This is a genomic window from Herpetosiphon geysericola, from assembly GCF_001306135.1.
Classification (GTDB): Bacteria; Chloroflexota; Chloroflexia; order Chloroflexales; family Herpetosiphonaceae; genus Herpetosiphon; species Herpetosiphon geysericola.
This window is the reverse complement of the sequence record NZ_LGKP01000011.1, coordinates 73,685-89,964: the sequence shown is the minus strand read 5'-3', so window position 1 is coordinate 89,964 and position 16,280 is coordinate 73,685. Positions and strand designations below refer to the sequence as shown.

General features: G+C 50.9%; 14 protein-coding genes. 6 read left to right on the top strand and 8 right to left on the bottom strand.

Annotated elements, in window-relative coordinates; genetic code table 11:
- Window positions 1–56: 56 nt before the first annotated feature.
- The 7 genes from queG to SE18_RS05630 all read right to left on the bottom strand — a co-directional run bounded on the left by queG (window position 57) and on the right by SE18_RS05630 (window position 6,297).
- The gene (queG, locus tag SE18_RS05655) at window positions 57–1,199 is read right to left on the bottom strand and encodes a tRNA epoxyqueuosine(34) reductase QueG (protein ID WP_054533456.1); all 1,143 of its coding nucleotides are present in this window, start codon (window positions 1,197–1,199) and stop codon (window positions 57–59) included.
- Window positions 1,196–2,323 (bottom strand): site-specific DNA-methyltransferase, encoded by a 1,128-nt coding sequence (locus tag SE18_RS28310; protein ID WP_054533455.1) that lies wholly within the window; start codon window positions 2,321–2,323, stop codon window positions 1,196–1,198. The genes queG and SE18_RS28310 overlap by 4 nt, the downstream gene beginning before the upstream one ends.
- Window positions 2,324–2,438: 115 nt before the next feature.
- Window positions 2,439–3,308 (bottom strand): metal ABC transporter permease, encoded by an 870-nt coding sequence (locus SE18_RS05645; protein WP_054533454.1) that lies wholly within the window; start codon window positions 3,306–3,308, stop codon window positions 2,439–2,441.
- A gap of 91 nt (window positions 3,309–3,399) precedes the next feature.
- A complete protein-coding gene (locus tag SE18_RS05640) occupies window positions 3,400–4,257 on the bottom strand; it encodes a metal ABC transporter ATP-binding protein (protein WP_054533453.1) in 858 nt (285 codons plus the stop codon).
- An 80-nt stretch (window positions 4,258–4,337) separates the two neighbouring features.
- Window positions 4,338–5,348, bottom strand: coding sequence for a metal ABC transporter substrate-binding protein (locus SE18_RS05635; protein ID WP_054533452.1), 1,011 nt, complete (start codon window positions 5,346–5,348; stop codon window positions 4,338–4,340).
- A gap of 134 nt (window positions 5,349–5,482) precedes the next feature.
- A complete protein-coding gene (locus SE18_RS27400; RefSeq protein ID WP_160319474.1) occupies window positions 5,483–5,659 on the bottom strand; it encodes a hypothetical protein in 177 nt (58 codons plus the stop codon).
- Between the two features lie 71 nt (window positions 5,660–5,730).
- Complete coding sequence (locus tag SE18_RS05630) at window positions 5,731–6,297, bottom strand: RNA polymerase sigma factor (RefSeq protein ID WP_054533451.1); 567 nt, start codon at window positions 6,295–6,297, stop codon at window positions 5,731–5,733.
- 279 nt (window positions 6,298–6,576) lie between these two features.
- Between SE18_RS05630 and SE18_RS05625 the strand changes: the two genes are divergently transcribed.
- Window positions 6,577–7,803: a hypothetical protein gene (locus SE18_RS05625; RefSeq protein WP_054533450.1), complete on the top strand. Its 1,227-nt coding sequence runs from the start codon at window positions 6,577–6,579 to the stop codon at window positions 7,801–7,803.
- Window positions 7,804–7,878: 75 nt separating this feature from the next.
- Here the strand turns inward: SE18_RS05625 and SE18_RS05620 are convergent, their stop codons facing one another.
- A complete protein-coding gene (locus SE18_RS05620) occupies window positions 7,879–9,297 on the bottom strand; it encodes a dihydrolipoyl dehydrogenase family protein (protein WP_054533449.1) in 1,419 nt (472 codons plus the stop codon).
- 597 nt (window positions 9,298–9,894) lie between these two features.
- Here SE18_RS05620 and SE18_RS05615 point away from each other — a divergent pair.
- From SE18_RS05615 to SE18_RS05595, 5 genes are all read left to right on the top strand, one after another.
- Window positions 9,895–11,049 carry a BMP family lipoprotein gene (locus SE18_RS05615; protein WP_054533448.1) on the top strand — a complete coding sequence of 385 codons (1,155 nt, stop codon included), beginning with the start codon at window positions 9,895–9,897 and terminating at the stop codon, window positions 11,047–11,049.
- A gap of 206 nt (window positions 11,050–11,255) precedes the next feature.
- On the top strand, window positions 11,256–12,788 hold the full coding sequence (locus SE18_RS05610; RefSeq protein WP_054533447.1) for an ABC transporter ATP-binding protein: 1,533 nt from the start codon (window positions 11,256–11,258) through the stop codon (window positions 12,786–12,788).
- Window positions 12,781–14,109, top strand: a complete 1,329-nt coding sequence (locus SE18_RS05605) for an ABC transporter permease (protein WP_054533446.1) — start codon at window positions 12,781–12,783, stop codon at window positions 14,107–14,109. Before SE18_RS05610 ends, SE18_RS05605 begins: the two co-directional genes overlap by 8 nt.
- 48 nt (window positions 14,110–14,157) lie before the next feature.
- Window positions 14,158–15,495, top strand: a complete 1,338-nt coding sequence (locus SE18_RS05600; protein WP_201783474.1) for an ABC transporter permease — start codon at window positions 14,158–14,160, stop codon at window positions 15,493–15,495.
- Window positions 15,496–15,647: 152 nt separating this feature from the next.
- Entirely contained in the window at window positions 15,648–16,226 is a 579-nt protein-coding gene (locus SE18_RS05595; protein ID WP_054533445.1) for a hypothetical protein, read from the top strand.
- The last annotated feature ends 54 nt before the right edge of the window (window positions 16,227–16,280 follow it).

Here is a 16,280-nt window from a genome sequence, read left to right as displayed (position 1 = left end):
TGGTTTTAAGCTTTTGCCCCCACTTGATCATAGTTGATTGAGGCGGGGCAAAAGTTCTAGCGTTCATGCAAACTTTGTAGCAATTCGCTGCGCACGCTTGGCTCGCTTTCGGTTTGGAGGGCTTGCTGCAATAATGTGATGGCTGAATCATCAAAATTACGGCCAATCGCCCACGCGGCATGCTCGCGCACCAGGCCGCTTGCATCGTGCAGCAATGGTGCAAGCAAGGGCAAAATACCAGGGTCGCGCCAGTTGCCAGCAGCTATACAGGCATTGCGCACCAAACGATCACGCTTAAGCCTACTAATCGCGGCCTCGCCATAGCGCTCGCTAAAACTGGCTGCATCCAAGGTTAATAGGCTGGCCAGCCTTGGCGCAGCTCGGTCGTGATCGATTGGAAAAAAGGCCGCTTCTTGGCTTTGCACCCCAAAACGCTGCCACGGGCACACATCTTGGCACACATCACAGCCAACAATCCAGTTGGCCATTTGTGGGCGTAACTCGCGCGGAATCGAGCCTTTATATTCAATTGTGAGGTAAGAAATGCAGCGCCGCGCATCGAGCACATGCGGCTTGGGAAAGGCTTGGGTTGGGCACGCCCGCAAACAGCGACTACACGAGCCACACATCGTCGTTGGCGCTGGCTGATCGTAATCAGTAAATTCGTAGCTCGTCAGAATTTCGCCCAAAAAGAAAAATGAGCCACGCCGTGGGCTAATTAGCATGGTGTTTTTGCCAATAAAGCCCAAGCCTGCCTGCTGCGCATGCGAACGCTCTAAAATCGCCCCAGTATCCACATAAACCCGCTGCTGCACAGGATCAGGAATTTGGGCTTGCAACCAGTTGGCCAATTCTTGCAAGCGCGGAGTCATCAGATCATGATAATCAATGCCCCAGGCATAGGCCGCAATTCGCCCACGACTGGGGTCATTAAGCAGGCTGGCGGGAATTGGCAACGTGCGGTAGTCGAGCGCCACAATAATCAACGAACGCACATTCGGCACAATCACATTCAGATCTTGGCGTCGCGCTTGGCGATCAGGTCGCGCCAAATAGCCCATCTCGCCATACATTCCGGCCTCAACCCATTGTTGATAGGCAGCCAAGGTTGGCGATGGGCGTGCTGGCGTGATGCCAACCAAATTAAAACCTAAACTGGCGGCTTGCGCGCGCACAGCAGCAGCAAGATTAATCGTCATAAACCACTGTAATCATCAGCATCTGGGGCTTGCTCACTTAACTGCCGCAACGCTTGGCGCAGCAGATCGATTGAGGCCAAACTTCCATCAGCAGCTTGAAAAAACCAATGTTCCCAACCGTTACAACTTGGCTGGCCAGTCAACATTGTGCCAAGTTTATGAATCGAGCCACGCGTGCCATCGGCCATGCGCAGCGAAGCATCGGCCAAGAGCGTTGCAACCAAGGCTGGATCACGATTAAACCACAGTTGTTGGCCAGCCTGCAACAAACCATGCTCCAACAAATTGCCAAACGGAATCCGGGGAATCCGCCGCTTGTTGCTTGGCAAGGCTTCGAGGGCAGCAATGTTGGTTGGTGGGTCAATCGCCGCAATGCGGCCTCGCGCAGCTTCGACATAGCTTGGGTCACGTTCGATGCCAATGTAGTGGCGGGCCAAGCGTTTGGCCACCGCGCCGGTCGTTCCAGTACCAAAAAAGGGATCAAGCACCACATCGCCGACATTTGAACTGGCTAACAAAACGCGATAAAGCAAAGCTTCTGGTTTTTGGGTGCTATGTACGCGATTGCCGTTGATGCGCAAGCGTTCATTGCCCGTACACAACGGAAATTCCCAATCGCTGCGCATTTGCTTATCGTCATTCAAATGGCGTAAGGCATGATAATTAAAGGTATACTTTTGGCCAGGTAATTTAGCACACCAAATTAATGTTTCATGGGCATTGGTTAGGCGCACACCACGAAAATTTGGCATTGGATTGCGCTTAATCCACACAATATCGTTTAATATCCAAAACCCTAAATCTTGGAGAATTGCACCAACGCGATAGATATTATGATAGCTGCCAATAACCCACATCGTGCCATTATCTTTCAAAACCCGCTGACACGCTTGCAACCAAGCACGCGTAAACGCATCGTAGGCTGAAAAATCACGAAACGAATCCCAAGCATCATCAACCGCAGCAACATGCGTCATGTTGGGGCGCAATAAATCGCCGCGCAATTGTAAATTATAGGGCGGGTCAGCGAAAATGAGGTCAACGCTGGCTGGTGGCAGTGATGGAAGAACATCACGACAATCCCCTAAAAGAATTTGATCGTGGTTCAAGGTTAAATCGGCCATAAGCAGTCCTCATGCGTGATAGTAAGATCGTATCCTACCAAAGAATCAGTGCATGTGGAACATGGAATATTGTTAGCAGCAGGCCAATGTGGTTTTCAGCAACGATATTGCCTAGTTAGTCGGCAACCTTGCGCTGAAACAGCCCAGCCAAGGCATTTTTGCGCGGCGCAAGCAACAACACAATAATAAAGATTGCCGTATGCGCCAACACAATCGACGAGCCAGTTGGCACGCCATCGATATAGGCCGAAACGTAAATCCCAATTGTTGCCGCCACCAAGCCTTGCAACGAACCCCAAACGATCATCGACCAAAAACGGCGCACCACCAACGAAGCAGTTGCCGCAGGCGTGACCAACATCGCCACCACCAAGACAATCCCGATGCTTTGAATCGCCACCACCACCGTGATCGCCATAATGCTGAGCAACAAATAGTGCAAGAAGCCAACCGGTAAGCCTTGGGCTGCTGCCGCCGTGCGATCAAAGGTCATCAGCACCAATTCTTTGTAGAGCGCTGCAATCACCACCAAAATCAAGCCACCAACCCCAACGATCGTCCAGAGATCGCTTTGGCGTACCGCCAGAATATCGCCGAGCAGCAAGCCAAATAGCTCTTTGTTGTAGCCACGGTTACGCGAAAGTAGAAAAATGCCCAGTGCAAACATGCCAGCAAATAACACGCCAATTGCGGTATCGAGGCTCACTTTGGAGCGGCGGGTGATCCAGCCAACACCCAAGGCTGTGGCAACCCCAAAAATCGCCCCACCAAGCGCAATATTCCAGCCCAGCATCGAGGCAATCACCACGCCAGGAAACGAGGCATGAGCCAATGCATCACCAATAAACGATAAATCTTGCAGCACGACAAACGCACCTACTACCGAGCAGAGAATTCCAATCAGAATCGCTGCAACCAGAGCACGTTGGGTCGGCGCAAATTGTAACGGAACTACGACACAGTTCCATAAATCAGTACATTTCATCGGTCGAGAACCTTTTTGAGTTGGGGATCGGGGGTTAGGGGTCGGGGATCGGGAATAACTGCTCAATCACCACCCAAGCGCCACGAGTCCGCTAATTCTTCGCTGTTGAATCGTTGTTGGTGAGCGCCGGTTTTTCGCTGCAATTGCTATGGTTGCAATCGAGAATAATCCGTTCATGGCTTGGCACCAGCACTAACGAACGGCCAAAGGTTGCCTCAACCACATCGCGAGTCATAATCGCAGTTGGCGGGCCATAGGCAATCAGGCGTTGATTCAAACAGAGCAAGGCATCGAAATGATGCTCCAAATGCTGCAAATGGTGGGTTGTAACTAGTAAAGTACGGCCAGCATTGCTCAAATCGCGGAGGAGATGCAAAATCACTTCTTGAGTTGGCACATCAACACCGCTAATTGGCTCGTCGAGCAGCAATACATCTGGCTCTTGGGCCAAAGCGCGTGCCAAAAAGACCCGCTGCTGCTGGCCGCCAGAAAGATCGGCGATTGAGCGTTGGGCAAAATCCTGCATATTAACTTGCTCAAGCGCCGCCTCAGCTAGCTCGTAATCGGCTTTTTTGGGCCGTCGCAACCAACCAAGCTGGCCATAGCGCCCCATCAGCACAACATCGCGCACGCTGGCAGGAAAGCGCCAATTGACCGCACTAATTTGCGGCACATAGGCAACTTTGCGCGAACGCTTGGCCAAGGCTTGACCTGCCACCAAAATTTGGCCAGTCGAAGGAATTAAGCCTAAGATCGCTTTGATTAATGAGGTTTTGCCAGCACCATTGGGGCCGATAATCCCAATTAATTGGCTGGCTTGGGCTTGAAACGAAACATCGCTCAAGACTGGGCGTTGATCATAGCGAATCGTAAGTTGACGAACTTCAAGCGCTGGGGCAATCGTGGCAGATTGAACTCGAGTATGCGCTGGGAAAGCAACCGCTGCCATAGAAAAATCCTTGTTAACGCAAGAAGCTATAGGCAACAGCCGCTGCTGTTCCTATAGCCACTGCATACGTCACGTGTGCGTTATTTGAGCGCAGCAACAATAGTATTCATATTGTACCGCATCATGGCGATATAGCTAGTTGCTGTCTCGCTACCTAAAGTGTCGGTATACAACACGGCAATCGTTTTAATGCCCGCTTCGTCAGCCAACAATTGGGCAGTTTTTTGGTTGAACTGCGATTCTGAGAAGATTGCAGGCACGCCGCTGGCCTTAACGCTCTCGATCAAGGTCGATAAATCGCCAGCAGAAAGCTCGGCTTCAGGGTTTTCCAACAATACGCCAGCTACTTCAAAGCCATAACGCTTGGCGAAATAGGGAAAAGCATCGTGGTTGGTGATCAATTTGCGCCGTTCGGCAGGAATTTGGGCCGCCAAGCCTTGCAATTCTTGGTCGAGCGCTTCGAGCTGGCCGAGATAAGATTCTGCATTGGCTGCATACACAGCTTTGCCACTTGGATCGATGGCGCTTAGTTGGTCGCGAATCGTCACGGTATACGACATAACATAGGTTGGGTCGAGCCAAAAGTGCGGGTTGCCCTCTTCGTGAGCGTGCTCATCGCTATGTTCTTCATCAGCATGCTCTTCACCAGCATGTTCATCTTCAAGCGCCACAAAGCCTGCTGATAATTCAATCCGTGGTTGCTCGCTGCCGCCAGCATTTTCAAACAACGGTTCGAGCCATTCCTCAAGTGCGTGGCCATTGAAAAAGACAATGTTGGCATCGGCAATTTTTTGGCTATCGCCAGGCGTAGCCTGATAGTCTTCTGGGCCAGCGCCCAAAGGAATAATATTATCGACGATCACCCGATCGCCGCCAACTTGCTTGATCACATCGGCCAAAATACTCATGGTCGTGACCACACGAATTTGGCTGACTGGCTCGGTGGCAATTGCCGTGGCAGTTGGCATTACTTGATCGGCAGTGGTGGTTTGCTGTTGGCTTTGGCTAATTTGGCTTGGCTGAACAGTGGCGGTACTTTGGCCACAGCCAACCAAGATCACCAGCAAGAGCACGAAACTATATCGACGCATTAAAATTAAATCCTTAGCTAATTGATACTATTCTCATTTATAAAAGAGATAATATCTCAATAATATGGTTTTTGTCAAAAAAAAGCTCATTGCCGCGGGGGCAATGAGCCGATGTATAGATCAGCACATCGGTATCATAATACTGCAATAATGCTTAACGTGCCAAGAATTAACATCATATAAACGGCCAAACGCCAACCAATGAGGGAAAGCGGCTGGATACTGCCTGGAACCCGCACCATATGGGCTTCCCCCAGCACCAGTGCGAGTGCTCCAACGACACACAACATCAACATAAGAGTGATTTGCATAGGACACCTCCTTGCGGGAACTGCCGCCGATGGATGTTGCAGCAGCTATACGCGCAAAGTAAAAAGGTGTTTCACACTTCGCTGATATAGCAGGCCAAAGCGCGGCGCAGGCTTGGGAAGGCTTGTTGCAAATAGCCGTAAACCGTATCGGGGCTAATGCCTAATGAGCGTGAAGCCTCTTGGGCGGTCATTCCTTGCAAATAACAAAGGCTAATTGCCATGCGTTGGCGAGTTGGCAGCGTTTCCAAGGCTGCATAAATATATTGGCTTAATTCAGCTAAAAGCGTTGCATCGCCCAAATCGCCAACGCTCATGCGCTCATCCAGTTCATTCAAGTTGGTTTGAGGTCGTTGGCGACGGCGATAATCAAGCGCAGCATTAATCGTAATCCGATGCAGCCATGTGCCAAGACTACTACGGCCTTCAAAGCGATTGATATGTTCAGCTGCACGAATAAAACTTTCTTGCACAATATCATCAGCTTCATCATCGGAGTAAACATAGCGTCGAGCAAGCCGTTGCAACTGTGGGGCGAAGGTTTGCAAAAAATAATTAAAGGCTGCATCGTCGCGTTGGCGCAACCCGGCAACCAGACTAGCTTCATTTAATTCGTGGCTGCTAGGTTGAAAAGCAAGCATCACAACAGTCCTTGGCTAGGAAAAATCAGCAACATTTAGGTAGAATCGAGCGGTGTTGCAACTTTAGCACAAGCGCCTGCTAAGCCATGTATCCAAAAACACGACTTTTGGATAGCTCAAGCAAAACATAGGTTCAGCCCAAAATAGCGCAATAGTCCTAGGTTAAAAAAGGCCTAGTTAGGTGGCTCGTAAGCAGATTCGTGATAGGCTTAATCCTATACCATTGAGCGGACTAATTGGAGATTTATTGAGCGATACAACTTAATAGGAGGCGATGTCATGCGACGACGCATTCGTTGGCTACTGTTAATCGGTGGAGTTGTCGGGCTTAGTGTGGCGGTAGGTATTGGCTGGTGGCAACGCGAAGCGCCAGCGGTTAAGCCCAATCGAACCTTAGTCCAAGATCAAACAGGCAATTTGCAGCTGATCACGGCCAGCAAACCAGCATTAACGCTCACCAATGATGCCTCAGCCAGCATTCAATACACCCAAGTTACACCTGCGCCCGACGGCCAACACGTCGCCTATATTCAACTAAGCCCCAAGCAAAGCGAAATTCGAATTCAAGCCTTTGATGGCAGCCCAGCCCGTAGCATTTTTAGCGATTTCAATTTGCGGCCTTTTTATCTTGCGTGGTCGCCCGATAGCCAAAGCTTGGCTTTTTTGGCCGCAGGCACGACCATGGAATTGTATGTTGTGCCAGCTGATGGCTCGCAAACAGCGCATAAAGTGCGTGATGGTCAGCCATCGTATTTTGCGTGGAAGCCAGATAGTAGCGCCTTGCTGTTGCACACGGGCGGAGGCACTCCGGTTGGCAGCACCGCGCTGCACTCACTCCAATCCAACGATCTGACTTTTTTTAGCGAAATTGCTGGCGATTTTCAAGCGCCTGCGTGGAATGCTGATGGCTCTGCACGCGTGGTTGTGGTGGCTGATGGCAATATCAACCAATTGATGCAGATCGATCAAACTGGACAACGGGCTTTGAGCGAGCCAACCAGCGATGGCTTTATGTTTGTGCTTTCGCCCGACCGCTCCAAAGTGGCCTACCAAACCTTTGGCATTCAGAGTCGTTCGGGCCTGATGATTCAAACAATTGCGACTGGCAAGAGCCAAACGTTCGAAACCGCGCGCCCATTGGCCTTTTTCTGGTCGCCTGATGGGCATTCGGTCGCCTTGTTGGTTGCTGATGCCAAACCGCGTGGACCAAGCGGCAATGCAGGAATTATACAGGTTAGCCGCCAAGCCCAAACTGGCGTGCAAGTCCACTGGGAAGTGCTCGATGTAACGTCGGGGAGCGTTAAGCGGCTCAAATCGTTTGCCCCAAGTAGCCAGTTTTTAAATGTCTTGCCCTATTTTGACCAATATGCTGCCTCGTTGACCTTTTGGTCGAGTGATAGCCAATATTTACTGAATAATAGTAGTAATGGCGTTTGGCAAATTCATGTTGAAACTGGAGCCGAGCAACAATTGACGAGCGGCGCATTTGGCGTTGCCGTACCTTAATCCTTAACCCCTCGCCTACATTGCGTGGGCGAGGGGCTTTTTTGCTGCTAGGTTTTGCATAACCCAAGGCGAATGCTAACGGAAGTACCAGCGCAAGGCCCGTTGCAGCCATGGTTTTTCGAGCCAGCGCGTAAACGAGCGTTGGGCGGTCATTTTAAGGCCTTGCGAGCGGGTAGGATAGACGTTAATCAAGCCGCCAAGCTTTGAGGCGCTAACGCCAGTACCCATCGCCAACACCGCTGCATTGATCATATCGCCTGCGCCTTGACCGATAATATGCACCCCAACAATCTGCTCTTTGCGGCCAACCGCCAGAATTTTGGTAAACCCTTGGGTTGCATCCTCGGTGCGCGCCCGATCGTTGGCGCTCCACGGCAACTCGTAGACGCGCAAGCTACTGCCATATTTGGCTCGCGCTTGGTCTTCATTCAAACCAACATGACCAACTTCGGGGTCGGTAAAGGTTGCCCAAGGCACTAATTCGTATTTCATGGCGCTTTGACCAGGAAAAAGTGCATTGCGCAGCACGGCTCCCGCTTCTTGGGCCGCAACATGGGTAAATTGATAGCGCCCAATCACATCGCCGCAGGCAAAGACCCGTGGGTTGCTGGTGCGCAAATACTGATCAACATGAATTCGGCGTTCAGGATCGTATAAAATGCCCGCTGCATCTAAGCCTAAGTTATGTAAATTCGGCGTGCGCCCAGCGGCCACCAAAATCGCATCAACCACCAAGGTTTGTGGCTCGTTATTCGCAGTCTGAATCGTGACCTGCTTGGCTCCGGCGTTGACCTCGACCTTAAGGGTTTTGGTGTTGAGGTAAATTTGCAGGCCTTCGGCTTTGAGGGCTTGAGCCAAAGCAGCGCCCATGGCATGATCATCTTTGGGCAACAGGCGCGAGCCTTGTTGAATCAGGCTGACTTCTGCGCCCAAGCGCAATAGGGCCTGACCTAGCTCACAGCCAATCGGCCCGCCACCAAGCACAAGAATTCGCTTGGGCAATTCATCTACTAAAAAAAGATCTTCATTGGTAAGGTAGCCAGCCTCGGCCAAGCCAGCAATTGCTGGAATTTTGGGATGCGAGCCGGTGGCAATGCAAAAATGTTTGGCTCGCAGCAACTCGCCATTAACTTCCACGGTTTGGTCATCATAAAAGCGAGCCCGACCTTCGATAACCCGCGCGCCAGCTTTGCGCAACACCTCGGGCGCATCATCGTGCTGATAAATTTGCTCTTGCACCGAACGCACATAGCCCATTACTGCGGCAAAATCAATGCTTGGCTGGGCGGCAATGCCATAGCGCGCAGCAGTCGCCGCTGTATGGGCAATTTTGGCAGCGTGGATGAGGCTTTTGCTGGGCACGCAGCCAGTCCAAGTGCAATCGCCACCAAGTTTATTGGCTTCGACTATGGTAATTTTTGCGCCCAACGAAGCGCCAAATTTGGCAAAGGTTATGCCCGCCGAGCCGCCGCCAATTACCAGTAAATCGTCCATGCAAGCTCCTTATAGCAAGAGTCCAGATTATTTATGATTCACAAAGGGCACGAAGTAGGAAACCGCGAAGCACGCGAAGATCGCGAAGATTGAAACCACGAAGGACGCGAAGATCGCGAAGAACGTTTTTAGCCACAGATTGCACAGATTGATTTGATTCGATCCTATTCCCTCTTACCTTTCTGTTCTAACTTCTGATTTTTGCCTTCTGCCTTTTGATGTTACGTTCATCCCTCATCCTTCTTACTTCATCCTTATCGATGTTCTATGCTCTTTACTATACTTCATTGCTTTGCGCCTAATTCTAAACGATTGCGAAACATGAAGTGTGGCTATGGGCTATGGGCTGTTGGCTTTTGATTTTTGCCTTCTGTTCTATGTTCGTTGCTCTCTGTTCGTTGCTCTGCCTTTTGATTTTTGATTTTTGACTTCTGACTTTTGATTTCTGCTTTATGTTCTATGTTCTTTGCTCTATGTTCTGTGTCCGACGGGTTATGTTATAATCAACGCCGATGCATGTCATCATTCCCCACGCACTGCGGGTGACATGGTTTTAGGGGAACTACAGATACACTTTTATTTAGGAGGGGTCCTCCCATGAACAAACGCATTATTGCGTTCATGATGTTGTTGGTTTTGATGGTTCCAGTTTTGGCTGCTTGTGGCACCGAAACCGCTGCAACCACCGCTCCAGCAGCTACGGCAACCACCGCAGCAGCTGCACCAAGCGCAACTGCTGCAACTGAGCCAACCGCTGCAACCGAAGCAACCGCTGTTGCAACCATGGCAGCAACCGCCGAAGCAACCACTGGCGGCGGCGCAACCAGCGAAATCAAAATCGGTTTGGTAACCGATGTTGGTAAAGTTGATGACGGTACCTTCAACCAATTCGCGTTCGAAGGCTTGAAACGGGCCGAAACCGAACTTGGCGTGAAGATCGACTACATCGAAACCATCGATCCCAAAGACTACGAAAAGAACATTGAACAATTCGCGAGCCAAGGCTACGATTTGATCATCGGCGTAGGCTTCTTGATGGGCGATGCAATCAAGGCTGCTGCTGCCAAGTACCCAGACTTGAAGTTTGCAATTGTTGACTTCGCTTACGAACCAGCATTGGCAAATGTCAAGGGCTTGGTCTTCTCAGAAGACGAATCAGCCTTCATCGCTGGCGCTTTGGCTGCAATGGTTTCAAAGAGCGGCAAAATCGGTGCTGTTGGTGGCAAGGAACAAGTTCCTGCGGTCAAGAAATTCGTCCTTGGCTACGAAGCTGGCGCAATGTATGTCAACAAAGACATCGTTGTTAGCAAAGTGTACATCGATTCATTCACCGACCCAACCGCTGGCGGTGAAGCTGCTAAGACCCAAATCGCTGAAGGCGCAGACGTCATCTTCGGTGCTGGCGGCCAAACTGGCTCAGGCGCCATCAAGACCGCTGCTGACAACGATGTATTCGTGATTGGTGTTGACCAAGACGAATACAACACCACCTTCAAAAAAGGCCCAGCACCTAAGTTGATCACCAGCGCTATGAAGCGCGTTGACAACGCAGTGTTCGATGTGGTCAAGGAAGTTGTCGATGGCAAGTTCCAAGGTGGCGTATACTTAGGCAACGCTGCAAACGGCGGGATTGACTATGCTCCATTCCACGATGCAGAATCAGCCTTGCCAGCAGATGCCAAAGCTAAACTTGACGAAATCAAGAAGGGCTTGGCCGATGGTTCAATCAAAACCGGCGTTACCTTGAACTAAACTGTTGCCGCAAGGCACAAACCCGTGGAAGGGCTGCGTTAGCAATGACGCAGCCCTTTTACTTTTGTGTGGTATTATCACAGCATCGAAACACAGCAACTCGAACAACCAAGCACCCGTTTGGCCAGACTTTTGGCAGCCAACAACGTGGTTGTTCTGCATATTTGAGGCAATGCTGCCTCTTTTTGATTAACTAGGAGTCTTGTGTGACCGCGAACGTCGTACCTGCGTTGGAAGTCCGCAATATCACCAAGCAATTCCCCGGGGTTTTGGCCAACGACCATATTTCTTTTACCCTGCTCCCCGGTGAAATCCACGCCTTCCTTGGTGAAAATGGCGCGGGTAAATCCACCCTCATGAATATCTTGTATGGCCTCTACGATCCCGATGAAGGCGAGATTTTGATTAATGGCAAGTTGGCCAAGATCAAAAATCCTGCTGATGCAATTGGGCTTGGTTTAGGCATGGTTCACCAAGAATATGCCCTCGTCGATACCCTAACCGTCACAGAGAACATTATTCTTGGCACCGAATTACGCAAAGGCCCAGTGTTAAATGCCAAGGAAGCCAGCCAACGAGTGCGCGAGCTTTCGGAGCAATATGGCTTGGCCGTGCCACCAGATGCGATCGTTGGCGATCTGCCAGTTGGTGTTCAGCAACGGGTCGAAATTTTGAAGGCGCTCTATCGCAACGTCAATATGTTGATTCTCGATGAACCAACCGCTGTATTGACGCCCCAAGAGGCCGATGACCTCTTTCGGGTGATGCGCGAATTGGCCGATAAGGGCAAGGCGCTGATTTTTATTACCCACAAATTGCGCGAAGTGCGCGAAGTTGCCGACCGAATTACCGTCTTGCGTCGGGGCAAGGTTGTTGGCGACGCCGACCCCAAAACTGCCAGCGAAGGTCAATTAGCAGCGCTGATGGTAGGCCGCGATGTTGTCTTGAAAGTTGATAAAACTGCGGCCAACCCTGGCGATGTGGTGCTGAAAGTACGCAACCTCAATCTACGTGACGATCGCGGTCTCACCGTGCTTGATGATGTTTCAATTGATGTCCATGCAGGTGAAGTGCTGGGGATTGCTGGCGTGCAAGGCAACGGCCAAACTGAGTTGGTCGAGGCGATTACGGGCTTGCAAGCCTTACCGAGTGGCTCGATTGAGTTGCTTGGCAAGGATATTACCAATCGCCCGCCGCGCTCGATTACTGAACAAGGCGTGGCCTACATTCCCGAAGATCGCAAAGGTACAGGCTTGGTGCTTGGCTATAGCATCCGTGATAATTTGGTGCTTTCAACCTATTACAAACCACCATTTACCAAAGGCTTAACCTTCAACGACCAAGCGATTGACGAAAATGCCAAAGAATTGATTGAAACCTTTGATGTGCGCACGCCCAGCGCAACCACAACTGCTGGCTCGCTCTCAGGTGGGAATCAACAAAAAATTATTGTCGCCCGTGAATTTACCCGCAAAAATCGCTTGCTGATTGCTTCGCAACCGACGCGGGGGATTGACGTTGGCTCGATCGAATTTATTCACAATCAAATTATTAAACAGCGCGATGCAGGGCTGGCGGTCTTATTGGTTTCGGCAGAGCTTGATGAAGTTCTGGCCTTAGCCGACCGCGTTGCTGTGATGTATCATGGCAAAATAGTTGGCATTCTCCCGATTGCCGAAGCTACGCGCGAGCGCGTTGGCCTGTTGATGGCCGGTATTCAGGAGCAAGCTAATGTCTAATGAGCAACAAGCCCCCGCTGAAACCAAACCAACCACTGAACCAAAGCCCAGCAAACGGCGCTTTGGCTGGCTCAACGAAGCGATTGTGCCGCTGTTGGCAATTTTAACCGCAGTTTTAATCGGCGCAGTGATCGTGTTTGTTTCGATTCCTAGCAACAAACTCCCAGCCTTTGATCTCAGTCTGTACGGCAGCCGCAGCGATTGGTTTTTTAGCACCTTGCCCGAACGCCTACGCGTGACCTTGAGCGCCTTTACTGGGCTGTTCTCTGGCGCATTTGGCGATTGGACAAATCCAAGCTCGATTCCGGTTGCCATGAGCAATACCTTGGTTGAATCAACGCCCTACATTTTGGCAGGCTTGGCTGTGGCCGTAACCTTCAAAGCAGGCTTGTTCAACGTTGGGGCCGAAGGCCAATTGTTGATGGGCGCGCTTGGGAGTGTTGCGGTTGCAGCATTTATGCCCCAATGGTTTGGGGTTGCCTCGCTGCCAACAATCATTCACTTGCCAGCAGCCTTGCTGGCAGGGGTTATCGCTGGCGGGCTATGGGGGATTATCCCGGGCTATCTCAGGGCCAAAACTGGCGCCCACGAAGTTATTACCACGATTATGCTCAATTATATTGCCTTGCAAGTGATGGATTATTTGATCAATGGCGTGATGAAAGATAAAAGCGCCACCTTGCAACGCACACCATTCATCCACGAAAATGCCGCTTTGCCACGAATTATCAGCAAAGCCACCGACCCCAGCCTCACTGGCGGCCAAGCGTACCCACGCTTGTTCACGACCACTAGCAGCACATGGGATCTACGGATTCACATGGGGATTGTGTTGGCATTTTTGATGGTTGGCTTTATTTGGTGGTTGATGAACCGCACGCCCAAGGGCTTTGAAATTAAAACTGTGGGCGAAAACCCAGAAGCAGCTCGCTATGCAGGCATGAGCATCACCGGCACGGTCGTTGGCGCAATGGGCCTTTCGGGCGCATTGGCCGGGCTGGCAGGTACAAGCCAAGTCATTGGTTTGGAATATAACCTCAAGGCTGTGTTCTCCAGCGGCTTGGGCTTCGATAGCTTGGCAATTGCCTTGTTGGCCAAGAGCAACCCAATTGCGATTGTTCCGGCAGCGCTGTTCTGGGGTGCGTTACGCACTGGCGCAGGCGCGATGCAAGTCAATACTGGCATTTCGATCAACCTAATTCAAATTATTCAAGCTCTAGTGATTATGTTTATTGCTGCCGACCAAATTGTGCGCTGGATTTATCGCATCAAGCAAGCTGAAGGCGGCAAAATCACGTTTAACCGTAGCTGGGGTAAATAGCGCCAGCGTCGTCGCTCTTGAATTATTTAACCTTTACGGTGGATTTGTATGAAATTTACACGCGCACGTGGGGTCGGGCTGTTAGGGATTTTCATTGCGATTGTGCTGCTGTTTGCAGTCAATAACAGCCTCGGCAATAAAATCACTGAAACAAGCAAAATTCAATCAATTTGGGATTTTACGAGCACGATTCGGATTCCCGATAGTGCCAAGATGAAGGTCGACATTAAAGCACCGCCCGTCGCTGCAATCGAACTGCCCACGATGATCACGATTAGTTTGATTTGTGGGGCGTTGATTCTGGTTGGCGGCGTGCTAATCGCCAAGAATCCAGAACGCGGTTGGGTTGCGCCCTATATGAGCAGCGTGATTGCCTTTGGCTTCTTCTCGATTCTGCTCTGGGCGGTAGCCAACAACAGCGTTGATCTCTCGGATACGCTCTCGCGGGTGGTGCGGCTTGGCACGCCAATCGCCATCGGCGCGCTGGCGGGGATTGTCTGTGAACGCTCGGGCGTGGTCAACATCGGGATCGAAGGCATGATGCTGACGGCAGCCTGTTTTGGTTATGCTGCGGCGGCAATCTCAGCTCGGATGATCTATGGCGATGCCTTGCCAGAAAGCGCCGCCAAAGGTGTGGTTTGGCTGCCCTTGATCATCGGGATTTTGGGGGCGATTTTGACTGGCGGCATCATGGCCGCCTTGCATGCCTGGCTCTCAATTCGCTTCAAAGTCGACCAAGTAATTAGCGGTACGGTGATCAACATTATGGCGGTTGGGATTACGGGCTTTACCCGCACCAACTTCCTGCTGAAATTCGAATCGCCATTACGGGCTGGCTTGCCACAAATGCCGCTTGGCCCGCTGGCCGATATTCCGTTGATTGGGCCGATTTTGTTTGACCACAAACCAATTACCTATTTGATGATTCTGATGGTCATTGGCTTGAACTTCTTCCTGTTTCGCACCGTGTGGGGCTTGCGAACCCGCGCAATCGGCGAGCACCCCAAAGCCGCCGATACGGTAGGCATCAACGTCAATCGCATGCGCTATCGCAATGTGATTATTGGCGGGATGATTGCTGGGGTTGCAGGCGCTTGGTTTTCGCTCGAAGGCTCGTTTGGCTTTGACGATGGTATGACCAACGGCCAAGGCTTTATCTCGTTGGCAGCAATGATCTTCGGCAAGTGGAACCCAATTGGGGCCTTTGGTGGCTCGTTGCTGTTCTCATCAGCAGATGCCTTGCAGCTCAAAGTGCAGGCCTACAACTTCGATTTGCCTTCCCAATTTATGCAGATGTTGCCATATGTGGTAACGCTGATTGTATTGGCAGGGGTGATTGGTCGCGCCAAGCCACCAGCAGCCTCGGGCAAAGTGTACGAAAAATAAGCAACTTAACGCAACTTTCTTGAATGGCACTCCGTACTACTGCGGAGTGTCATTTTTAAACCTGCGCTTCGTGCATGATTCTTGCTCTTCTCAGCAACCACTGCATCATCTATACTGCTACTTAAATTTTGTGTGTTCTTTGGAGGTATTTTGTGAGCAATCAACCACCATATGGTCAACAGCCGCAGCCGCCTTATGGCCAACAGCCGCAACAACCAGTCTACCCACCGCCACAAGGTGGTTATCCGCCGCAACAACCTGGTTATCCACCGCAACAACCCTATGGTTACCCACCACAGCCGCAAAAGCGTGGCGGCTGCTTGAAATTTGGCATTATCGGGGTGATTGTCGCATTACTGCTGTGTGTCGGTGGTGGTTTTGTAGCCTATAAACTTGTTATGGGCGAAGTCGATGATGTCAAAGCAAGCCTCGATGGCTTTATGAAGGCCGGGGCTGCGAATGATATTAATGCAGCTAAAGCGTTTGTTGATACCTCAATCGTGAGTGATGAGCAATTAGCTGGGTTGCTTAGCCAACGCGAGTTGTTCGAAGGTTATACCAGCGTTAGCGACGATTTTGCAGCACCAGCAGCCAACGCTGGTACCGACCAAACGACAACGCTCGGCATTGCAGGCACGCTCAATTATACCGATGGAACAGGCACCTACGATGTGCAATTCAATCGCCTAGAATCTGGTTGGAAAATTCGCTATATCAATATCAAACGTTAAAGCCACTAACCCATTAGAGATCCCCTCACCTCAACCTCTCGTCCGTAGCGCAGA